The organism is Gemmatimonadota bacterium (assembly GCA_040388535.1).
In the GTDB taxonomy this organism is placed as follows: Bacteria; Gemmatimonadota; Gemmatimonadetes; order Gemmatimonadales; family GWC2-71-9; genus Palsa-1233.
Map to the genome: position 1 here is coordinate 1 of JAZKBR010000001.1, position 21,663 is coordinate 21,663.

Annotated in this window: 17 protein-coding genes and 1 tRNA gene; 2 read left to right on the top strand and 16 right to left on the bottom strand. The window is 66.4% G+C overall.

Annotated features, from left to right (window positions below; genetic code table 11):
- Positions 1 to 234: 234 nt before the first annotated feature.
- From V4558_00005 to V4558_00015, 3 genes are all read right to left on the bottom strand, one after another.
- Complete coding sequence (locus tag V4558_00005; GenBank protein MES2303858.1) at positions 235 to 2,313, bottom strand: hypothetical protein; 2,079 nt, start codon at positions 2,311 to 2,313, stop codon at positions 235 to 237.
- A 404-nt stretch (positions 2,314 to 2,717) separates the two neighbouring features.
- Positions 2,718 to 4,268: a hypothetical protein gene (locus tag V4558_00010; GenBank protein MES2303859.1), complete on the bottom strand. Its 1,551-nt coding sequence runs from the start codon at positions 4,266 to 4,268 to the stop codon at positions 2,718 to 2,720.
- 2 nt (positions 4,269 to 4,270) lie between these two features.
- Positions 4,271 to 5,137 (bottom strand): ABC transporter ATP-binding protein, encoded by an 867-nt coding sequence (locus V4558_00015; protein ID MES2303860.1) that lies wholly within the window; start codon positions 5,135 to 5,137, stop codon positions 4,271 to 4,273.
- 818 nt (positions 5,138 to 5,955) lie between these two features.
- Here V4558_00015 and V4558_00020 point away from each other — a divergent pair.
- Positions 5,956 to 6,510 carry an inorganic diphosphatase gene (locus V4558_00020; GenBank protein ID MES2303861.1) on the top strand — a complete coding sequence of 185 codons (555 nt, stop codon included), beginning with the start codon at positions 5,956 to 5,958 and terminating at the stop codon, positions 6,508 to 6,510.
- A gap of 6 nt (positions 6,511 to 6,516) precedes the next feature.
- On the opposite strand, the gene V4558_00025 is transcribed toward V4558_00020, so the two are convergent.
- Both V4558_00025 and V4558_00030 read right to left on the bottom strand, forming a co-directional pair.
- On the bottom strand, positions 6,517 to 7,062 hold the full coding sequence (locus V4558_00025) for a hypothetical protein (GenBank protein ID MES2303862.1): 546 nt from the start codon (positions 7,060 to 7,062) through the stop codon (positions 6,517 to 6,519).
- A 36-nt stretch (positions 7,063 to 7,098) separates the two neighbouring features.
- Entirely contained in the window at positions 7,099 to 8,502 is a 1,404-nt protein-coding gene (locus V4558_00030) for an amidohydrolase family protein (protein ID MES2303863.1), read from the bottom strand.
- A 361-nt stretch (positions 8,503 to 8,863) separates the two neighbouring features.
- Between V4558_00030 and V4558_00035 the strand changes: the two genes are divergently transcribed.
- A tRNA-Met gene (locus V4558_00035) sits at positions 8,864 to 8,937 on the top strand.
- A 137-nt stretch (positions 8,938 to 9,074) separates the two neighbouring features.
- On the opposite strand, the gene V4558_00040 is transcribed toward V4558_00035, so the two are convergent.
- The 11 genes from V4558_00040 to V4558_00090 all read right to left on the bottom strand — a co-directional run bounded on the left by V4558_00040 (position 9,075) and on the right by V4558_00090 (position 21,426).
- Positions 9,075 to 10,172, bottom strand: a complete 1,098-nt coding sequence (locus V4558_00040) for a winged helix DNA-binding domain-containing protein (GenBank protein MES2303864.1) — start codon at positions 10,170 to 10,172, stop codon at positions 9,075 to 9,077.
- Between the two features lie 284 nt (positions 10,173 to 10,456).
- Complete coding sequence (locus tag V4558_00045) at positions 10,457 to 10,768, bottom strand: septum formation initiator family protein (GenBank protein MES2303865.1); 312 nt, start codon at positions 10,766 to 10,768, stop codon at positions 10,457 to 10,459.
- A complete protein-coding gene (gene eno / locus V4558_00050) occupies positions 10,765 to 12,045 on the bottom strand; it encodes a phosphopyruvate hydratase (protein ID MES2303866.1) in 1,281 nt (426 codons plus the stop codon). Before eno ends, V4558_00045 begins: the two co-directional genes overlap by 4 nt.
- Before the next feature lie 51 nt (positions 12,046 to 12,096).
- Positions 12,097 to 13,560, bottom strand: coding sequence for a Xaa-Pro peptidase family protein (locus V4558_00055; protein ID MES2303867.1), 1,464 nt, complete (start codon positions 13,558 to 13,560; stop codon positions 12,097 to 12,099).
- Between the two features lie 31 nt (positions 13,561 to 13,591).
- Positions 13,592 to 14,551, bottom strand: coding sequence for a thiamine-phosphate kinase (thiL, locus tag V4558_00060; protein MES2303868.1), 960 nt, complete (start codon positions 14,549 to 14,551; stop codon positions 13,592 to 13,594).
- Positions 14,548 to 16,134 carry a hypothetical protein gene (locus tag V4558_00065; GenBank protein MES2303869.1) on the bottom strand — a complete coding sequence of 529 codons (1,587 nt, stop codon included), beginning with the start codon at positions 16,132 to 16,134 and terminating at the stop codon, positions 14,548 to 14,550. The genes thiL and V4558_00065 overlap by 4 nt, the downstream gene beginning before the upstream one ends.
- Positions 16,131 to 17,681 carry an NAD(P)H-hydrate dehydratase gene (locus V4558_00070; protein ID MES2303870.1) on the bottom strand — a complete coding sequence of 517 codons (1,551 nt, stop codon included), beginning with the start codon at positions 17,679 to 17,681 and terminating at the stop codon, positions 16,131 to 16,133. Before V4558_00070 ends, V4558_00065 begins: the two co-directional genes overlap by 4 nt.
- A 168-nt stretch (positions 17,682 to 17,849) precedes the next feature.
- Positions 17,850 to 18,233, bottom strand: a complete 384-nt coding sequence (locus V4558_00075) for a Minf_1886 family protein (protein ID MES2303871.1) — start codon at positions 18,231 to 18,233, stop codon at positions 17,850 to 17,852.
- 6 nt (positions 18,234 to 18,239) lie between these two features.
- Positions 18,240 to 19,505 carry a serine hydroxymethyltransferase gene (gene glyA, locus V4558_00080; protein ID MES2303872.1) on the bottom strand — a complete coding sequence of 422 codons (1,266 nt, stop codon included), beginning with the start codon at positions 19,503 to 19,505 and terminating at the stop codon, positions 18,240 to 18,242.
- Positions 19,506 to 19,943: a ribose 5-phosphate isomerase B gene (rpiB, locus tag V4558_00085; protein MES2303873.1), complete on the bottom strand. Its 438-nt coding sequence runs from the start codon at positions 19,941 to 19,943 to the stop codon at positions 19,506 to 19,508.
- A 187-nt stretch (positions 19,944 to 20,130) separates the two neighbouring features.
- A complete protein-coding gene (locus V4558_00090) occupies positions 20,131 to 21,426 on the bottom strand; it encodes an amidohydrolase family protein (GenBank protein MES2303874.1) in 1,296 nt (431 codons plus the stop codon).
- Positions 21,427 to 21,663: the final 237 nt, after the last annotated feature.

Genomic DNA, 21,663 nt, shown 5'->3' on the forward strand with positions numbered 1-21,663 from the left:
GGGTTGCTCCCTCGACTGCGCTCGCCTCCGGCTCGCTTCGCTCAGGATGACAACCGGGGGGACAGAGTTTCGCGGGCGTCGCGTCGTGGGTGCCTCGGAGCGGCCTTGGAGGCGCCGCGCACCAGCTCTACTGTCGCCAGCTCGAACCGCCGTCGGGACTCCACAGCTGCGGAGAGGCAGCCCACGGCGCGAGGCCCGGAGCTCCGCTCAGGATGACAACCCGGGCGACAACACTTACCCGATGGTCAGTCCGTTGAGATAGTCGGCGAGCGTCTTCTCCTGCGCCTCCTTCTTTGAGGTCAGCGAGTCCCGCTCCTTCTGCGCCCGCTCGATCAGAGTCTCCTGTTCATTGAGCTTGTCGAGCAGCCGCCCGTAGTACTGCGACTTCGCGTCAACGGTCTTCATGTTCTCGCGAATCCGCGTCTGCTCCTGCGTGATCGCCGCGATCTGTGCCGTCTGGTCGTCGATTTGCCGCTCAGCGACCGCAATCGCCTGCCGCATCTCGATCGCCTTCGCAATCGCATCGCGGACGGCGGGTGGCATTGCGCCAGTGCGATTGTAGACGAGCAGGTCGGCGATATCCTCGTCGACCATTGCCACCGTCTGTTGGTCGATCCGCTCCTCCCTCACCGCGACCACCGTCACCTTGCCCGCTGGTGCAGTCGTCTGGAAGCGCGCGACCGCGGGGGTCGTCTCAACCGGCTTGACACCATCGACGAAGGTCCACCCCTGTCGTGCGGGGTGCTCGATGATCACCACCTTCTCGCGCGTGCCTTTGTTGTCGATCTTGTAGTCACGCGATGCCACCGACTTGCGATCGAGCGTCAGCACCCCCTTCACGATCTTTGCGGTCACCACATTGGTCTGCGAGGAAGCGGTGGTGTTGTCGACCACAAGATCGAGATCAATGCCGTAGCTCAGCAACCGCTGCTGCCCTGGCGGCACGTTGTCGAGCCGGGCATCGCCGGCGTAACTCCCGGCCTCGATCACCGTGACCGGCCCCTGCAGCAGATGCATCCCCGTGGTGTTCTTGAGCCGCACACCGTAGAGCGGGTTCCGCGGCATCACCGCCGAGTTGTAGATCGACACCCGCTCGGCGCTCACGCTGTCGGTTACGATCGGCAGCATCGCCGACTTCTGCCGCGCGAGCGTTACATCGCGAATGGCATACTGGAAGAGCTCCCCAAGCTGGGCGCCGGTGGCGGAGCTGCGGACGGAATTAGCGGCATCCCTGATTGCGATCACGCCACCCTGTGCGCCACCGAACTCAGACGAGCTCGCGCCGGTCGTGAGCGACGCGTCCTCGAATGAGTTCGTCCCGAGCTTGTCCCGCGGCACCAGCTTCCCTGGCTGCAGAGCCAGGACGCCGCCGATCTGATTAACTGGGAGCTTGTCGGTAGCTGACCCCGGTTCGTACACCTGCGGGCGCAGCCCGGCGAAATACTCCGGCACCACCGTCGGGCGCTCGAGATAGAGCGGCTGATAGAGATCCATCTTGAACGAGATCGGCCGGCCACTCACCAGCGAGAGTGAGACATTGTTCCAGTCGCTCTCGGTCTGGTTCTCAACGATCGCCCACCCTTGCAGCAACGTGCGCTTCTCCTCAAGGATCAGCCGATACGACGTCTTCCAGATCGGCGTCTCCACCACATAGCCCACGCGGAGCCGGCGCGCCCCTTCACCGGCATACGAGATGGTCACCGGTTTCTTGTCCTGATCGCGCGCCTGGCTCAGTGCCGCGAGTGCGCGAGTGAGTTCATCCTGCAGTTTCGCATCGTCGAGCGTGAGCGACGAGATGCTCGGCAACTCGATCGAGCGGATCATCGCACCGGAGAGCACGTTGAGCACCGGCACGTCAATCGGCCCGCCCTGCTCCGCCGCCTTCCGCCGCTGCTCCACACCGACCACGGTGCCCGTGATCTGCTGCGCGCCAGTCTGGATGGTCACCCGCGCGCCGCGTAGCTGGTTCAGCAGCGCACCCATTCCCGGATTGTTGGTGATGTCGACCTGAAAGCTGCGCAGCGTCTTGCTCACCGGATCCTGCGACGGATAGGTGATGGTGGTCACCTTGCCGCCATCGAGATCCTGCAGCGTCAACGACTTGAGCACGTCGTTGATCTGCGCGGTCTTGAAGCGGAGTTCGGCCGAGCCGGAGCCGCGCACCGTACCGCCGTGCTCGAAATAGCCGACACCGGAGGAGAAGAGCACCACCGAGCGAACCGGGAGGTCACTCGTGGCGGCGGGCGCCTGGGCCAACAGGGGCGTGGCAAGGAATGCGAGGAGGAGAGTCGGCCGGACGACGCGAGAGGACATAGGCGGGACCTCAGGGGTAAGAACCGCGATTGTGGACTGGATGCTGAATAGTACGGCAGAATGGAGAAGGGAGAAGGGAGAAGGGGGAAGGGAGAAGGGTGATGGGTGCGGGCGTCGCGTCATTGTCATCCTGAGCGAAGCGGCCGCAGGCCGCAAAGTCGAAGGAGGTGGTCTCGACGGCGAGGGGTTGCTCCCTCGACTGCGCTCGCCTCCGGCTCGCTTCGCTCAGGATGACAACCCTGGGGAGCGCCAGCTCGAACCGCCGTCGGGACTCCACAGCTGCGGAGAGGCAGCCCACGGCGTGAGGGCCGGGTGCGAGCCTCCGCAGGGGGTGAGATCTACGCCGCCCGAAGGCGGCACCACCGGGGACTCCCTCGTCCCAGCGAAGCTCGAGCGCCTCCTCCCTACGCCGACTCCCGCCGCTGCGTCAGCCAGAGCAGCGCCATCAAGGCCACGGCACCGCCAGCGTAGCAGAGCCGGACTTGGGCCGTGGCCACCCCGAAGAAGCCCGCGAAGTCCATCGCCGGCACGTCATCGCTGTTCATTGCGCCGTAGAAGAAGAGCAGGAAGGCGCCCGCAAACGCCTTCGGCCCCCGGCTCCACACGCCGAACGCTGTCGCCGTGGCCGCCAGGCACCCGGCACCGATCAACAGCGACAGCGCTGATGCCGGACGCGCGACTGCGAGTCGTAACAGGGGCACCAGCACGAAGAGCAGCACCGTGCCCGCCGTCGCGAGGAATTTCACGGGGAGATAGTGCTCTCGCATTCCCGGCATCGTGAAGAGCAGCGACCGGACACCCGCCGTCTGATCGCGCGGTGTCATGTCGGCAATCGCAATCGCGAGGCCGAGGAACGTGAACGGCAATACAGTGCTCAGCACGAGTGGTAGCGGCAACACCGTGCCGGCCACCATTGCGGCCACGAGGATCAGTAGCGTCGCCGGTGCCAGCAGGAAGCCCAGCAGCATCTCGGCAATCACCAGCCGCACCACGCCACCGCCACTGCCGGCGAACGAAACCAGGAAACGGGTCGCAGGCTTCAGCCAGAGATTCACTCGCGCCAACGGGTTGAACCGGCCACGCGCCGCGGCCGCCCTGATCCGCGCAGGGTCGAAGCGATGAAACGTTGGCCACGCCAACACGAAGAGCGGCAGCACCAGCAGGCTCACTGCCACGCGCGGCGCGAGCGACCGCCAACTCCAGTCGATGCCGGCGAAGATGAATACTGACTTCGCCGGATCGAAGTTCGTGGAGCCGATCGACATGCTCGCGTGTGGCAGCCCGCCACTGACCTGCTGCGTCAGGAATCCCATCCCGAAGATGTCGATGTAGTGCCGCCAGTTTCCCGCAGGCTGACGCTGGGCTCCGGACGCCAGCGCAACGATCGCGATCCAGACGAAGAAGTAGACCAGATCGCCCAGCCGTCCCGAAAGCAGCGGCACGCATTCGAACAGCAGTGCAAGCGCCGACACCACCAGGATCACCGGGCCCGTCATCACGATGAACGTCCCCAGATACACCAGCGGTTCGACCGGTGCCTCACCTCGCAACAGCTGCATCCCCATCACGTTGAGGATGTATCCACACACGACCAGCGAAAGGAAGAGGACGCTGCCGAGCAGCTTCCCGGACAGATACTCCGCACTCCGCACCGGCATCGCCGCGATGACGTATCCGGTCCGACTCACCACGTCCCGGCGGATCGCACTGCTCACCATATAGAAGCCAAGCATCCCGAGCACGACGGAGCAGAGCGCGGCGGTGACGATGGCGATCGTCGCCGAGTCGTAGCGCGAACGATGGCCGTCGATCTGGATCATCGCCCTGCCGGTCGCGAGATCGGGGACGAACTTGTAGGCGAGGGCGCAGAGTACCAGGAAGATCACCAGCGTCGACGTGCGCCTGAGCCGGACACGCAGGTCAGCCTGCACCACGGCGCCGATGCGACTCAGCATGCTCACGCTGACACGCCCGCGGCACCGAGCGCATAGAGGAAGGCGTCTTCGAGCGTCGGATCTGCCGCGACCACTGCCGGCAGCAGCGGCGCCGCCCCGACCACTCGGGTATGCACCCCGTCGGCTCGGCGCACCGCGTGCGAAATCCGGAGCCGCTTCCGCTCGACCTCGAACTGCTCCGACGAGATTACGACCTCCCAGACACTTCCTTCGGCGGCCGAGATCAGCCGCTCCGGCGTAGCGCAGGTGATCAGTCGCCCTTCCTTCATCACTGCGATCGATGTCGCTACGCTCTCGATGTCGGTCACGATGTGTGTCGACAGGATCACCAGCTTGCCGAAGCCGACGTCGGAGAGGATGTTGCGGAAGCGGACTCGCTCTTCCGGATCGAGGCCGGCGGTCGGTTCATCGACGATCACGATCTCGGGGTCGTTGACGAGCGCCTGCGCGATGCCGAGTCGCTGCTTCATCCCGCCCGAGAACCCGCCAGCGGCACGATGCGCCACGCTGTGCAGGTTAACGAGCTCGAGCAACTCCATCACCCTGGCCTTGCTTCGCACACCCTTGAGCGCCGCGAAGTAGGTCAGGAACTCGAAGGCGGTGAGATTGTCGTAGACACCGAAGTCCTGCGGCAAGTACCCTAGGCGACGGCGGAGATGGTCAGGGTCGCGAGCGAGATCGACCCCGTCGAAGCGGATCACCCCCGAGCTGGGCCGAGTGATCGTCGCGATCATCTGCATCAGCGACGTCTTCCCTGCTCCGTTGGGGCCGAGCAGGCCGACGACGCCACTCGTCAGGGAAAGCGAGAAGTCGGCGACGGCGACCACACCATTCGGAAAGCGTTTGGTGACGCCTTCGAGTTCGAGCATCGATAGACCCGGGTTAGAGAACTGATGCAGTGGCCGGGACGGGGAGGCGGAGTGGGGAGTTTCATTCTGCGCCAGAGGAAGGCGACGTTCCACGGATGGGACGGGGATCGGTCGGAGTGAGCTGGCCGCGGGCGTCGCGTCACCATGCACTCGCCAAGTCGACGGCCCGGGGCGACGGAGTTTCGCGGGCGTTGCGTCGTGGGTGCCTCGTAGCAGCCTTGGAGGCGCCGCGCACCAACTCTACCGGCGCCAGCTCGAACCGCCGTCGGGTCCACAGCTGCGGAGAGGCAGCCCACGGCGTGAGGCCTGACCAGCGAGGTGCGCGACGCGGGTGTCGCGGACTACGCGACTTCGGAGGCCCCAGGGCCCGCGACGATGTCCTGCTATCACGCGCCGGCCAGGATGCGCGGGCCAGGCTCTGCACCTGGTTCTTTTCGATCGCCCGATGACCCGGGGCGACACATCTCGTCACGACAGATCCTCGAGGGCGTCGCGTCGTGGGTGCCTCGTAGCAGCCTTGGAGGCGCCGCGCACCAACTCTACCGGCGCCAGCTCGAACCGCCGTCGGGACTCCACAGCTGCGGAGAGGCGGCCCACGAGGCGACGCCCGGTGACCAGGTCCTTCGACTTCGCGGCCTTCGGCCGCTACGCTCAGGATGACACGCGAGGATCTGCACCGCACGAGGTACGGCGCGAGCAGACTCCCCGCGAATCGGAGACCGGTGCCGCGCGAGCGCGGCACCACCGGGTTATCGCGGGGTGACATCTCGGTGGGGACCCGCCACCTTTCCCCCTGACTTACGCCCTGGAGCATCCGCGTGACCCGATCGACCGCTGCCTTTCACCCGTGGCACGACATCCCCGCCGGCCCGCAGCCGCCGGATATCGTCACCGCGGTCATCGAAATCCCCGCCGGTCAACGCAACAAGTACGAGCTCGACAAGGAGCTCGGCGTCTACAAGCTCGATCGCGTCTTGCACAGCGCGATGCACTACCCCGGCAACTACGGCTTCATCCCGCGGACGCTCGGCGATGACCACGACCCGCTCGACGCCCTCGTGCTGATGACCGAGCCGGTCTTCACCGGTTGTCTGGTGGAAGTGCGAGTGGTGGGAGTCTTCAAGCTCATCGACCGCGGCGAAGGCGACGAGAAAATCATTGCAGTGCCGACAAAAGACCCCTTCGCGACCTCGATCAACGACCTCGACGATCTCCGCCCGCACACCCTGCGCGAGATCGAACACTTCTTTCAGGTCTACAAGGACCTCGAAGGCACCCGCACCGAAAGCCGCGGCTTCGGTGATGCCGCCGAAGCGCGCAAGCTGGTCACCAATGCGATGGCACACTACGCGAGCAAGTACCCCGGCGCGTAGCCCGCGCTACTTCGGCTGAGACGACGGCGGCGCACGTTCGGCCGCCGCTATCACCGCCTCGGCGCAGGCGACATGCTCCGACGTCGCGGCGTCGAATGGCGGTTCATCGATGATCACCGAAGCGACGCCAACCGAGTCGAGCCGGTAGTTCACCCGGTACGCGGCGACGGGGTCGGTCGTCAGCGATCGATAGCCGCGCAGACTCACATGGATCCCGTCGCGATCCCACGGCCCCAGCCACGGCGTGAACCCCGAGCGCACCTGCGCCGGCTTGTCCACGCGCCAGAGTCGATGCACTTCCACCGTCACTGTGTCACAGAGATAGACCGCCGCCGCCTCGGCCAGCACCATCGGCTTGCCGCCATCAGGAAAGGTCGACAGCCCAGTAGGCGGACGCACCCACGCCGAGTAGACTGCGAAGGCGCTCACCGGGCCGGTATAGGCGTTGGCGTGATTGGCGATGCGAAGCTCGAGCTTCGGCGCGCCATAGCTGCAGCCGAGGAGGAGGAGCGCGGGAAGCGCAGCGGCAGAGAGTCGAGCGATGGATGGCATGATCCCGTGGAGACGCATAGCGAGCGCGACCTCGCACTATTCCGGCCGCATGACCCCGTCCTTGATGACCTGCTTTCGGCCCAGCAATGCGCGCGGATTGTCGATCGGATTGTCGTCGAAGATGATCAGGTTGGCGCGGTAACCGGCTGCGATCTTCCCTACCTCTTCGCTCCGTTCGATCGCCCTCGCCCCGCCCCAGGTCGCGATGCGAAGCACATCAGGCATCGAGATCCCGGCGTCGTGAAGGGCCAACATTTCCGAGAGCACCGCCTTCCCCGGGTCGGTCCAGTCGGTGCCCACCGCGAGCCCGACGCCGGCGCGGTGCAGCTGCAACACCAGCCGCTGCAGGCGTCGATATCCATGCAATGCTGCCGCACGCTGAGCCGGCGTCCACTGACGCGAGTCGTCGAATGCACCAAGCGACGCCGACCGGAACCAGGTCGCCTCAACGTGCTGCCCGAAGAGGTGGATTGTCGGTGTCACGGTCGCGCCCGTTGCGGCGAAGCGTGCCACGAGCGAATCGAGCGCGGCATCGTGCTCCGGCAACCGGCGCAAGTACGCCAACACACCGAAGTAGAACGCTCCCGGCTGCGCTGGCCCGAGCGTCGCGCGCGCCTCAGCCCATCCGGCCGCGATGGTGCCATCGGGCAGCACCGCGCCCGCGAGCGTGTAGGCGTGCTCGAAGTGGCGAACGCCGAGGGTGAGAGCATCGGGAATGCGGGTGACGCCAAAGTCGATGTGCGTGGTGATGTGCATCTTGAGCCGCGTCGCCTCGTGGAATGCCGCGACGTACTCAGGCCAGCGCAGCCGCCAGTAGAGCTTCACGTCACGGACGCCAGCGGCGTAGTCCTGGCGAATGTGGCGCACAGCGTCGAGTGAGTCCATCACCTCGGTGTGCCCCGCGAACGGCACGCGCCCAGCTTCGTGCGTCACCAGCCCGCCGCCGGAGGTGATGAAGTCAGGCGCCCACGGCACGCGCTTCTGCCACGCGAGCCGCATCGCGAGATACGCCTCGTTCCCGCCGACCTCGCGCACGGTGGTCACGCCGAACGGCAGGTAAGCATCCGCCCAGCGGTGGCGATAGCCGGTTACCGAAGCCGAATCGGTGCGGAACTTCGCGATCGCACCGCCGCCCGCTGAAATCGAATCAGGAAAGACGTAGTCGAGATGATGGTGCACATCGATGAAGCCGGGGGTGACCAGGCGGCCGTGGGCGTCGATTTCCTGCGCCCCGTGTACGGTCACACCGACGGAGTCCGGCACGACGGCGCTGATGCGATCGGCTTGCACCATAATGGTGCGGTTGAGACGGAGATCGGTCGAGTCGCCGGCGAAGAGGGTCGCGTGGCGGATGATGAGCGAGGGCGAGTCCGGTGCGCGGGAGCAGCTCGCCGTGGCGAGTAACAGCAGGGCGAGCGAAGACCCGCGTGGAGGAATCATTCGGTAGCGTTCGGAATGCAGGTGGGGGGAGTTTCAGGTTTTCGTTCCCTCAGAGGTCCTGCCCATACGACTTCGGAGGCCCCAGGCGTCGCGGCGCAATGCACCCGCCAAGTCGACGGCCCGGGGCGACAGATCTCGTCGCGGCGATCCTCTCGAGGCCATAGATGCTCGCGGGCGTCGCGTCGTGGGTGCCTCGGAGCAGCCTTGGAGGCGCCGCACACCAGCTCTACTGTCGCCAGCTCGAACCGCCGTCGGGACTCCACAGCTGCGGAGAGGCAGCCCACGGCGTGAGGCCCGGGGCGAGAGAACATGGCCAGAGGCTCCCGATCCGGGGGGCATTTGGCTAGCTTGTCTCCCGCACGGCAGGGTAGCTCAGCTGGTTAGAGCACGGCACTCATAATGCCGGGGTCGCGGGTTCGAGTCCCGCCCCTGCTATTCCACCGAAAACCGCGCCCGGTCGCGGGTGGAGCTACGGCGGCTGCGCCGCCTCGCTCGCCTTCGGCTCGAGTCCCGCCCCAGCTATTTGTGGAAAAACGCGCCTCGACGGGTTCACGCCGTCGGGGCGTTTCTGCTTACCCCTGGACCACGCCCGACACCGGGAGTCCCACGAAATCGGCCACCCGCTGCGCCGCCGCGGTGATCTCCCCCTTGGTGGCCCTGAGCTTCCCGAACGGCGCCAGCTCGATCGCCACCGACTTGGCCTTCATCACCTTCTTCCAGGTCCCCACCACCTGGCCATCGACCACGATCATCGGCCGGAAGATCCCGTTGGAACCGGGGATCACCTTGGGCGCGTGGGCCAGGTCGATCACATCCTCCCGCCCCTGATAGCCGAGGAAGAATTCGTCGAAGCCGGCGAGGAGATGGACCCCCTCGGCGAGGGAGGCGTCCGGGGTGCCGCCGTCGGTCGGGCCCCAATACTCCTTGCCGCGGAATGTCTCGGAGGCAAGCGAAGCCTTGGCCCCCTCGAGCCCCTCCCGCGCCCGCCCCATCGCGAGCCCCGCCCACCAGCCAAAGTCCTGTACCGTGCTCGGCCCGTGACTCGTGAAGTAGCGCCGGGCGAGCTCGACAAGCGCCGCATCCCCCGACAACTTCTTCGGCTTCTTCACCCATCCGTCGAGCAGCACGAAGGTCGGCTGCTTGCCGTCCATCGGTCCGTGCCCAATCACGCCGTGCAATGCCGCGTGCCAGATGATCGAGTAGTGGTGCTCAGGCACCAGCTTCACTCCGGCGCGCGTGAGCAACGCGAACATCTCCTCGCGCTGCAACCGCTGGCCATCAGCGAGCCCTTTCCGGAAGATCTCGTTGTTTCGCTCGATCATCATCGGCGTCAGTTTGAGCTCCGCCATCCGCTTCGCGACCTGCCCCATTGTCCGCTCGGCCGAAATCGCGAGCATCCAGTGCGCATCGACCGCGGGCACGAAGTGGATGGTGCCGCGCATCGGCCAGGTGCGGAGAATCTCACCCTTGGCGATGCTCGCCTCGATCGACGCCTGCGTCGAGCCGGGGACGCGCGCACCAATGCCCCAGAGCGCCTGGCCGTAGTCCTGCGCCTGCACCGCGCCGAGCGTGCGCACGACGTCGAGTGGCGTGGTGGCGGCGGCGTGGCCGATGCGTTGATGATGGAGTCGTCGGTGCGCGACGGTGAATGCGGTGGGTTTTGCTTTCATGTTGTCACCCTGAGCGCAGCGAGGGGGGTGGTAATGGAACCGCAACGATGAATTGCCCCCTCGCTGCGCTCAGGGTGACAACGCTCCCTGTCGCCCTGAACGAAGTGGGGGGCTGGAAATGGAACCGCAACGATGAATGTCCCCCTCGCTTCGCTCAGGGCGACAACGCTCCCTGTCGCCCTGAACGAAGTGAGGGGGCTGGTAATGGAACCGCAGCGATGCGTTGCCCCCTCGCTGCGCTCAGGGTGACAACTCCGTCGGTGAGCCCTGCCCCCTCGCTTCGCTCAGGGCGACTTGGAGGCAGAGTCGGGCTTGGGTGGCTTCACCGGCACGATCATGAAGCTGATCTCACCAGGACGCAGCATCCCGAACTGATCGCGCGCGACCCGTTCCTGCACGGCAGGATCGTGCTCGAGCGAATCGGCGAAGGCCTTGAGGGAATCGACCTCGCGCTGCAAGCGCACGGCCTTGATGGTGCTTGCGGCTTCATCCGCCTGCAAGGCGCGATAGCCCGCGGTCGAGATGAAGCCGCCGTGATAGGCGAAGACGGCGGCCAGCACCAGCACCGCGAGTGCCAGCCACCGCGCCCTGGTCACCGGGGGTAGAGGTCCCCGCCCGGATAATGGGCGATCGGGCCGAGTTCTTCGGCGATGCGGAGCAGCTGGTTGTATTTGGCGATCCGGTCAGTGCGCGACGCCGAGCCGGTCTTGATCTGGCCCGCGCTGGTGGCGACCGCGAGATCGGCGATGAAGGTGTCTTCCGTCTCGCCGGAACGATGCGAGATGATCACGCCGTAACCGCTCGACTTCGCGAGTTCGACGGCCTGCAGCGTCTCGGTCAGCGTCCCGATCTGGTTGACCTTGATCAGGATCGCGTTGGCGCATCCTTCGTCGATCCCCTGCCCCAGCAAATCGACATTGGTGCAGAAGAGGTCGTCGCCGACGAGCTGACAGCGGTCGCCCAGTGCCTCGGTGAGCGTCTTCCATCCCTTCCAGTCGCCTTCGGCAAGACCATCTTCAATCGACACGATCGGATACTTGTCGCACCACGATGAGTAGAGCGCGACCATCTCGTCGGAGCTCTTCTTCGAGCCGTCGCCCTTCTTGAAGGTGTAGACGCCGTCGGCGTAGAGTTCGCTCGCGGCGACGTCGAGTGCAATCGCGAGATCTTCACCCGGCTTGAATCCCGCCTTCTCAATCGCCTCCATCACCGCGTCGAGCGCCGCCTCATTGCTCGGCAACATCGGTGCGAAGCCGCCCTCATCACCCACCCCCGTCGAAAGCTTCTTGGACGTCAGCACCTTCTTGAGCGCGTGGAAGACCTCGACGCCCATCCGGAAGCCGTCGTTGAAGTTGTCGGCGCCCACCGGGACAATCATGAACTCCTGCGCGTCGACATTGTTGCTCGCGTGCGCGCCACCGTTCAGGATGTTCATCATCGGGACTGGCATCACCCGCGCCATCGGCCCGCCGAGGTAGCGATAGAGCGGCAGGTCGGTCTCTTCCGCCGCTGCACGCGCCGCCGCCATCGAGACGGCGAGAATCGCATTGGCACCGAGCTTCGACTTGTTCGGCGTGCCATCGGCATCGGTCATCTCGGCGTCGATCGCGATCTGATCGAGGACGTTCATCCCCTCGAGCCGGGGGCCGAGGATCTCGTTGACGTTCTTGACCGCCTGGAGGACGCCCTTGCCGCCGTAGCGCTTGGGGTCGTTGTCTCGAAGCTCGGCCGCTTCCTTTTCGCCCGTGGACGCCCCGCTCGGCACCGCCGCCCGGCCGCGTGCCCCGGACGCCGTCACCAGCTCGGCCTCGACGGTCGGATTGCCACGGGAATCGAGGATTTCGCGGGCCATGACTTCGATGATGGTGCTCATCAGCGCTCTCGGCGGGAAGGAAGTGGTGGAGGCCCGAAAATAGCCGGTTCGCTACGGCTTGGCACGGGGACGCGTCGGCCGGGTCGTGGGCAGCTTGAGTGCCCGGCTCCCCAGCCCCGGCTGCAGCATCAGCCGCTCGATGTCGGCGATCTCGACCGGGATGAAGGCCGAGAGGTTTTCGTAGCCCGTGTCGGTCATCAGGATCATATCCTCGAGCCGGACCGAGAGCGCGCCATCGTCGGTGGTCATCTGCGGTTCGATCGTGAAGATGTAGCCCGGTTCCAGGGTCACGGTGGGATTCGCGACATCGTGCACTTCCATCCCGACACTGTGGCCGAGTACGGCACGCAGGCCGGTGCCATCGGGATTCCGGCGATAGCGCTTCACGAATGCCTCGGCCGCCGACTTGATGCGCGGGTCGGTGAAGTGATACGTCGACACGATCCGGTCCATCTTCACCACCGCGCTGTCCATGATCTCGCGCCCGGTCACGTGCACGCGGATCGAGGTCATCAGCGCCTGATAGAGCCGCAGGTAGATGGTGTAGTACTCCCGCTGCAATGGCGTGAACTTGCCATTGGCGGGAAAGACCCGCGTCACGTCGGTGGTGTAGTGCGCGAGGTCGGGTGCCCAGTCGAACTGCACCAGGTCGCCACTCACCAGCTTTGCGCGATCCTTGTGATACCAGCCGTAGGGCATATTCCGGCCATCGGCAATGAGCGGGAAGTACGACTCCCCGAATGCCCCGCCGCGCTTGTAGACATATTCTGCCGCGGCCTGGAGTTCGTACTCGTACATCCCCGGTTCGGCATCGCGCATCACTTCCATGATTGCGAGGCCACCGAGCCGTGTCGCCTCGCGGATCACCGCGATCTCGGCCGGGCTCTTCGTGGCGCGCATCACGTTGAGCAACGGGTCGAGATCCTTCACCTCCGACTTCGGCGCCGCCTCCTTGAGGTGCGCAATGAATGCCTCCTCACGCGAGACGCGGCCATCCCACGGATCGCGCTTGTTGGCGGTGACGAAGCGGCGGACATCGGAGAACGACTCGCTCCCCAGCACCTCAGGGCCGAACGGGGTGTAGATCTGTCGACCAGCATCGCCGAGCGCCTTCACGGCGACCGCGAACGAGTCGCGCGGCAGGATGAAGTCGAGGCCGGTCGTTGCCACGGCAGCGCTGTCGGTGCCGAGGTACGGGCCGATCATTCCCTCACGAGCCGCTGTCTTGGGGAAAAGGAAGAGGGTGGAGCGATGGGTGCGGCCATCGACGATCAGCATCGCCCGCGGCTCGACAACGCCGGTAAGGTAGAAGAACTGATTGCTCTGCCGGAGCGGCGACTCCCCTGGCCGCTCCGGAGTTCCCTGCATCACTGCCACGCCGTCGCCCAGCCGCGTCATCAGCGCCGCACGCCGCGCCGCAAACTCGGCCGGCGAGAAGGCATCGGTGAAGCCCTGCTGGGCGGTGAGTGGTGTTGCGAGCAAAATGGCGATCAGCGTGAGCCAGCGGAGGCGCATCGGATTCTCTCGGTACGGGATAGCGGCGGTGCTACAGACGGTGCTCGAACCCCGGCACCGTAATCATCGCTCCCATCAAGGTCGACACCACGCCCGGGTCGCGTCGCACCGAACCGATACGCGTGAGCGGGATGCCGGTCGCGGCAAGGCACTCTTCCGCCCCGGCAAACTCGCGCGGCAGCGTCACCAGCAATTCGTAGTCTTCGCCACCCACCGCAGCGAAGAGCGCCGGGTCCTCGACCACGAATCCAGCCGCCACGGTTACGCTCGGGTGCAGCGGGATCCGCTCGAGTTCTAGCCGGAGGCCCACGGTTGAGGCGGCCGCGAGATGCTGCGCGTCGCCGCCGAGCCCGTCGGAGATATCCATCATTGCGGTGGCGCCGTTGGCCGCGAGCCAGCGGGCCACGCCGAGCCGCGGCTCGGGATGCGCGAAGGCAGCGCGAGCAGAATCCTCAGGCGGCCTGCCTTCGAGCCAGGCGAGCAACGCCGCGCGCGCACCGCCGAGCGATCCGGTGACCCACACACCGTCGCCTGCCGACGCGCCCTGCCGCGACATCGGCTTCTCGGCGTAACCGAACACAGTGACGGTGATCGCGAGCGTCTCACCGCTCGACAGATCGCCTCCAAGTACACGGCAGCCAGCGAATCGCGCGGCATCGCCCACGCCGAGCATCAGCTGCACCAGCTCGGCCTCGGCCATATCGGCCGGCAGGGTGACGGCGGTAGTGATCCCCACCGGCAACGAAGCCGCAGCGGCGAGGTCGGAGAGCGCGCTCGCCGTCGCGCGCCAGCCGATCTCGGTGAACGAGAGCCACGATCGGCGGAAGTGGACATTCTCGACCGAGACATCGGTGCTCACCACCAGCGTGCCCTTCCCCGCCGGAATCGCGGCGGTATCGTCGCCGAGCGTCCCGGCGTCATCGCCCAGCGCATTGGCGATGGCGCGAATGCGATCGAACTCGCCGTGGCCACCCATCGGGATCTGGGTCATTGGAGATCCAGGAGGTAACGCACGAGTCCGCTCGGGGTGCCAATCCAGAGGTAGCGCCCGCGCCGCACGATCGACGTGACCTGATCGGGAATGTCAACGGGAATCTCGAGCACACTCAACGCTCCCACACCAGGGCGAACGAGCGCCACGCCGCGATCCCCCGCGACCCAGGCGCCGTCGTTGTCGGTGAACATCAGCATGAGACGGCCAAGCCGTGACGACAACTCCGGACCGATGGCCCAGGTGCCGCTCACGGGATCACGCCAGAGCAGATGATCCGCAGTCATCGCGACCAGAGTGTCTGACACATAGCCCACGCCATACGTTGAGGCGTTGCCCCCGCCGATCTGGCGCAGTCCCTCCGGACGCGTGAGGTCGGCCGCGCCGGGGAGGTACTGCAGCAGGCCGGAGATGGTGGCTGCCCAGACGGTGTCGCCGCTCGCCGCGAGGGCATAGACCATCCCGGTGAAGTTCGGCGCCACCCGCTCCATTGCCCCCGCATCATTCTCGGCCGCGAGTCCGCGCGGACCACCACTCACGACTTTCCCGCGTCGTGCGACCAGCGCAGTGACTCGCTGGTCAGTGAGGCCGCTGCTTTCGTCGAAACGCTTCAGGTCGCCCGATGGCAGCGCCTGACGAAGGAGTCCGCGATCGGTGCCGATCCAGATGTGCTGACTCGCGAAGAGGAGTTGCCGCGCGGCGCTGAATCCGAGCCCGAAGGAGGCCGAACCGGTGATGCTCTTCGAACAGGAGAGGTCGGCGCAGAGAAAGGTGAGTTGCGCGCCGACATCGGGCGACTCATCGGTCGCGACCCAGAGACCATCATCGGTAGTAGCGAGGGCGCCGACGCGTTCGGACGGCAGCCCGACCCGAAAGCTCTGCCCCTGCGCGCCCATCCGGTCGAAGTAGAGCAGGCCGCGGGTCGTGGTGCCGAGATACCAGCCGCTGCCGTCGACCGCGGGCGCCACGGTAGTGATCCGGCCCGGCGTAAGTCGCGGGCCCTGAGCAAGCGTGGGAGCGAGCGAGCGCAGCTGCGGCAGGTCGCGCATCGCGTCTTCGAGTGACGGCGGAAAGCGGAGCGACTTCGGCGGTGACGCCGCCATCGCCACACCACCCCCGCGAGGCTGCAGATACCATCCCGTGGCGCTCTGGAACCAAACACCGCGGGTCGGGTCGGCCGCGTCGATGGCGACATTCTGCACTCGCCCGGGAATCGATCCGCGCTCCCAGAGATCCATCTCCGCGCGATAGTGCAGCCAGCCATCGGGGATCGCGAGCCACACCGACTGATCGACACCATCGACGATCGCGGCGAAAACGGCATTCAGCAAACGCGGCTCGGCCGGCGCCCGTGGCACCTCCCAGCGGTGCGTGAGCGAACGATAGATACCGAGTGAGGTTGGGTAGGCCACGTAAACGCGGTCGAACACCGCAGCGACGGCGTTGACGCGAGAGAAGTCACCGAGCAGGACGCGATCTTCCGGGCGGATCGGCCGCAGTGGCACGCCGACGCCGCCGACACTCGTGCCGGCACCACAGGCCACGGTGAAGAGCAGCGCGCTCAGCAGCAGCAATCGCTTCACGTCGATTGTGGAGCGGCGAGACTGAGGAGGACGGGAGCGTGCGGCATCTGGCTCTCACGATGGCGCGCCCAGGCACGCCAGATATCGGGAAGTGCGGCGACCACATCCATCGGTCGCATTGCACGAGCGGTGACGCGACGGGCAGCAATATCGGCGGCCTCACCGAGCGCCTGCGCCGCCATCGCTGCTGCATCGGGAAGGACGATCCCCTGCCCCAGCAATGCACCAATGATCCCCGACAGGACGTCACCGCTGCCACCAGTCGCGAGCCCCGGGTTCCCGGCGGCCACCGTAAGCAGCGGATGGCTCTCGCAGGCCACTACCGTGGGCACACCCTTCAGTAGCACGGCGCAATGACTCGCGAGCGTCGCGTTCTGGGCCGCTTCCCAGGGCGCCGTCTCGAGGTCGTCGGCGAATTCCGGAAAGAGGGTGCGGAACTCCCCCAGATGTGGCGTGCAGACGAACGCTCGGCTCCCCGCCAACTCGGCGAGTGCCGCAACCGATCCCTTGAGGGCGAAGAGTGCGTCGGCATCAATCACGGCAGCGCGCGCGTGGGTGAGCACCTGGAGCACGAAGGCAGTGCGGCCATCGGCGCGGCCGAGCCCCGGGCCGATGATCACGACATCGGCAGCGTTGATCCGCTCGATCGCGTCGGTCGAGAGCGAACCGGTGAATTCCTGTTCGAGGGTCTGCACATCGGGCTCGGCCGTACGCAGCACGGCGATGCTCTCGGCTGGCGCGATCACGTGCACGAGTCCGGCACCAGCGCCGAAGGCAGCGCGCGCGACGAGTCGCGCGGCGCCGGTCATGGTCGTGTCGCCGCCCACAATCACAACGCGCCCGCGAATCCCCTTGTGACTCCGCGCTGCGAGACCGACCAGCCGATCGGCGGCCCAGCCACGATCGACCAGTCGCGGCAGCGATGCATCGGCGTGGCCGAGACCGATATCGACGACGACGATCTCGCCGCTCTCATCGCGCGCGAGCAAGTGCCCGCGCCGCACGCCGCCGAAGGTGATCGTGAGCGTGGCGAGGATGGGACCGTGCGGCAGGCCGGTTTCGAGATCGAGTCCGGTCGGGCCGTCGATCGCGACGATGGGGAGTTCGAGATCGATGAGCCGGGCGAGCAACTCGGGGATCGGCTCGCGCAGCGGGCCGCGGGCACCAGTGCCGAGAATCGCATCGATGACGAGTGCCACGGTGGGCCACGGACCATCGTGCGGCACCGTCCGCACGCCATCGGCGAGTGCCTGATCGCGCGCGGTCGCCGCGATGCCGGCGTGTGGCGCAGCGGTCTCCGTCACCCAGACCGACACGCCGAGCGCGTGGAGTGCGCGTGCGGCGACCCAGCCATCACCGCCGTTGTTGCCACTACCGCAGGCGACCAGCACTCCCTGACCTGCAGGCCGCGCGAACCGCTCGATCACCACCTGCGCCACTGCCCGCCCGGCCGCATCCATCAGCGTCTCGAGCGCGCGTCCGCTCGCCGCCGCAGCGGCGTCCCATTCGGCGGCCTGGAGTGGGGTGAGGACGGGGGTCAAGTGCATGGCTGGAATCTAGCGGCGATTGTCGGTCGTCGATCGATGGGCGATAATCTGTCGCCCTGAACGAAGTGAGGGGGCGGAGCGTCGTTCCAAGGGATGGTACCGCCCCCTGGCTGCGCTCAGGGCGACTTGCCCCATCGACCGACGATAATCGATCGACGATCGACGCCCCTACTCCACCGCCTTGATCTGGTACCCCTCATCCATCGCCGCCACGAAATCATAGATCCCATGGAAATCCTCCTCGCGATCCCCCGGCTGTGTGGAGAGCAGCCCGATCTCGACGAGGGTGTAGACGATGCGGCCGAAGTCCGCGGTGGCGGTCACGCCCCAGCAGTCGAGGACGGTGCGCGAGAGGAGTCCGAAGCGTTCGAGGGCGAGGTCGCGGCAACCCCACGCGAGTTCGGCGCCGCTGACGTGCCGACGCACATCGAGCCTGGTCTGGAGAAATTCGATCGCCGAGAGGACGAAGAGGTAGGCGCGCTCATCGTAGCGCTGACCACCACTGGCCCGGATGCGGGCCAGGACCCCGTCGGCGAACTGCAGTTCCTGCACGTCGCCTCAGCCCGCGACCACGCCAGCGGGATAGAGCGGGAACTTCCCCGCGAGCTCTTCGACATCGTGCTTCACGCGCGCGAGCGTCGCTTCGTCGCGACCCGTGAGCGCCTGGTCGATGAGCTCCGCCACGCGTACCATCTCGGCCGTGCCGAAACCGCGCGTCGTCATCGCCGGGGTGCCGATGCGAATGCCCGAGGTCACGAACGGCGACTGGGGATCATCCGGCACGGTGTTCTTGTTCACGGTGATCGCGGCGGCGCCGAGCAGCTTCTCGGCTTCCTTGCCGGTGAGTCCCTTGGGGCGCAGATCGACGAGCATCAGGTGAGTATCGGTTCCGCCCGAGACGATATCGAAGCCGCGCTCCATCATCGACTCGGCCAGTACGCGAGCGTTATCGACGACCTGCTGGGCATACACCTTGAAATCGGGCGTCAGCGCTTCGCCGAATGCGACTGCCTTGCCCGCGATGACGTGCTCAAGGGGCCCACCCTGCCCGCCCGGGAAGACCGACTTGTCGATCGCCTTGGCATACTCAGCCGTGCAGAGAATCAACCCGCCGCGCGGACCACGCAGTGTCTTGTGCGTGGTGCTGGTGACGACGTGCGCGTGGGGCACGGGCGACGGATGGACGCCACCCGCGACGAGACCGGCGAAGTGCGCCATGTCGACCAGGAAGATCGCGCCGACTTCGTCGGCAATGCTGCGGAACGCCTCGAAGTCGATGATGCGCGCGTAGGCCGAGCCGCCGGCGATGATCAGCTTGGGGAGCTCGGCCTTGGCCATCGTGCGCACGGCATCGTAATCGATCCGGCCGGTGTCGGAGCGGACGCCGTACTGCACCGCCTGCCAGACCTGGCCAGTGTGGTTTACCGAGGCGCCGTGCGTGAGGTGACCACCGTGCGGCAGCGCGAGACCCATCAGCTTCTCGCCCGGCTTGATGAGCCCCATGTACGCTTCGAAGTTCGCCTGCGCGCCCGAGTGCGGCTGCACGTTGGCGTGATCGGCGCCGAAGATCTGCTTGGCACGATCGATCGCGATCTGCTCGACCTTGTCGACGACTTCGCAGCCGCCGTAATAGCGCTTGCCGGGATACCCTTCGGCGTACTTGTTGGTGAGACACGACCCCATCGCCTCGAGCACGGCGCGCGACGTGAAGTTCTCGCTGGCGATCAGCTCGAGCCCGTCCTGCTGCCGGACCAGCTCCTCCTTGATGAGGGCAGCGATCCCGGCATCGACCTGGGCCAGCGGGGCGTCGTGATTCAGGGCCATCTACTCCTCCTCGATCTTTTCGATGCGACGCAGGTGGCGGCCACCGTCGAACGGCGTCGTCAGCCAGGTCCGCAGGATCTCGCGGGCGGTGCCTTCATCGAGGCAGCGCGCCGGCAAGACCAGGATGTTGGAATCGTTGTGCTGCCGCGAGAGCTTGGCGACCTCGGGATTCCAGACCACCGCCGCCCGGACGCCGTGATGCCGGTTCGCAGCATACGACATCCCGAGCCCGGTACCGCAGAGCAGGATGCCGCGCTTGGCCTTGCCGTCCTCGATTTCCTGGGCGACAGGATGGGCGTAGTCGGCGTAATCGGTGGATTCGGTGGAGTGGGTGCCGAGATCCTCGACGTCATAGCCGAGGGTCCGGAGCTCATCCGCGAGCATCTCTTTCATTTCGAAGCCGGCGTGGTCGGCGCCGATGGGGATCTTTTCGGGCATGGGGGAAGAATAAGGGGAGGGGGGAGGAGGGAGGAGGGCGGAGGGCGGAGGGGCCGGAAGCGTGTCATCCTGAGCGGAGCGGCCGCAGGCCGCGCAGTCGAGGGAGCACCCTCTCACCATCGAGACCAGCTCCTTCGACTTCGCCCGCTGCGCGGGCTTCGCTCAGGATGACACCCCTTCCCCTCTCCTACTGCTTCACCACCTTCCCCCCCTTCATCACAAAGCTCACCTTCTCGAGCGCCAGGATATCCTCCAGCGGATTCCCCGGCACGGCGATGATATCGGCATACTTCAGCCGCTCGAGGGCCCCGACCCGGCCACTCCAGCCGAGGAGGTCGGCGGCGTCGACGGTGGCGGCGCGGATCACCTGGATCGGTGTCAGTCCCGCGTCACTGTAGGCGCGCAAGGAGCGCAGCGTCGCTTCGCCGCGCGTGAACCCCGGCATCTGGTAGTACTCGTCGGAGCCGAAGGCGACGCGAACCCCCATCTTCATCGCCCGGCGCAGCCGTTCACGGCTCCCCGACGTGAATCCCTTCACGCCCGCCTCGCGCTGCTTCTGCTCGGCCGGTGTGGCCGCAGGGCTGCCGACATTGAGGTAGAAATCGGGCATGTAATCGGTCGGCACCAGGAAGATTCCCTTCTCCTTCATCATCTGGAGGACGGAGTCGGGAATGGTGTAGGCGTGCTCGATCGATGCAACGCCGGCCTGCGCCGCAATCGCCGTCGCCTGCGCGCCGATGGCGTGCGCGGCGACCTTGCGCCCTTCCCGCGCGGCTTCGTCGACGATGACCTTCAACTCCTCGAGCGCGACCACGCGGGGGCCGGTGTTGACGATCACCTTGATGACGTCGGCGCCATCGTACAGCGCCTGGCGTACGGCGCGTCGTGCATCTTCAACTCCGCTGATCACCGCGTATTCATTCGCGATCAGTGATTGCGCCTCGGGCGCGACCTGTCCGAACTGGCCACCCGCCGCCGAAAGCGCCCGCGTCGAGGCGACGATCCGCGGCCCGGTGACCCAGCCAGCGCCGATCGCGTCACGGAGGGCGACATCGCCGCCGAGACCGGAGTTGCCTAGATCGCGCACCGTCGTGATCCCGGCCTCGAGATCCTCGCGCCCCATCGCCGCGCCGAGCAGTGCCCGCCTGGTGTTACCAATGCTGGCGACGGTGAGCAACATGTTGGGATCATCGCCGTCGAGCTTGCCGTCGTAGTTCTGCAGCAAGTGGGTATGCACGTCGATGAGCCCGGGCATCAGCGTCACGTTGCCGAGGTCGATGACCTTGGCACCCGCCGGGATCGGCAGCGCACCGCCGACATCGGTGATCCGCTCGCCGCTGATGAGCACCACCGGGTTCGCTACGATCGCGCCGCTCCGGACATCGAGCATCCGGGCGGCGCGGAGGGCGGTGATTTGTGGTGGGGTCGGCGCCTGGGCGGCGAGGGGGGCGGTGAGGAGCAGAACGAAAGCGATCAGGCGCATAGGTGTGCCTCTCAGTTGTGTCGCCCTGAACGAAGTGAGGGGGCAAGGCTCCGTCTCACCACGAAGTATCGCCCCCTCGCTGCGCTCAGGGTGACAATCCAGCAGCTCTCTTCGGTTGTGTCGCCCTGAACGAAGTGAGGGGGCAAGGCTCCGTCTCACCACGAAGTATCGCCCCCTCGCTGCGCTCAGGGTGACAATCCAGCAGCTCTCTTCGGTTGTGTCGCCCTGAACGAAGTG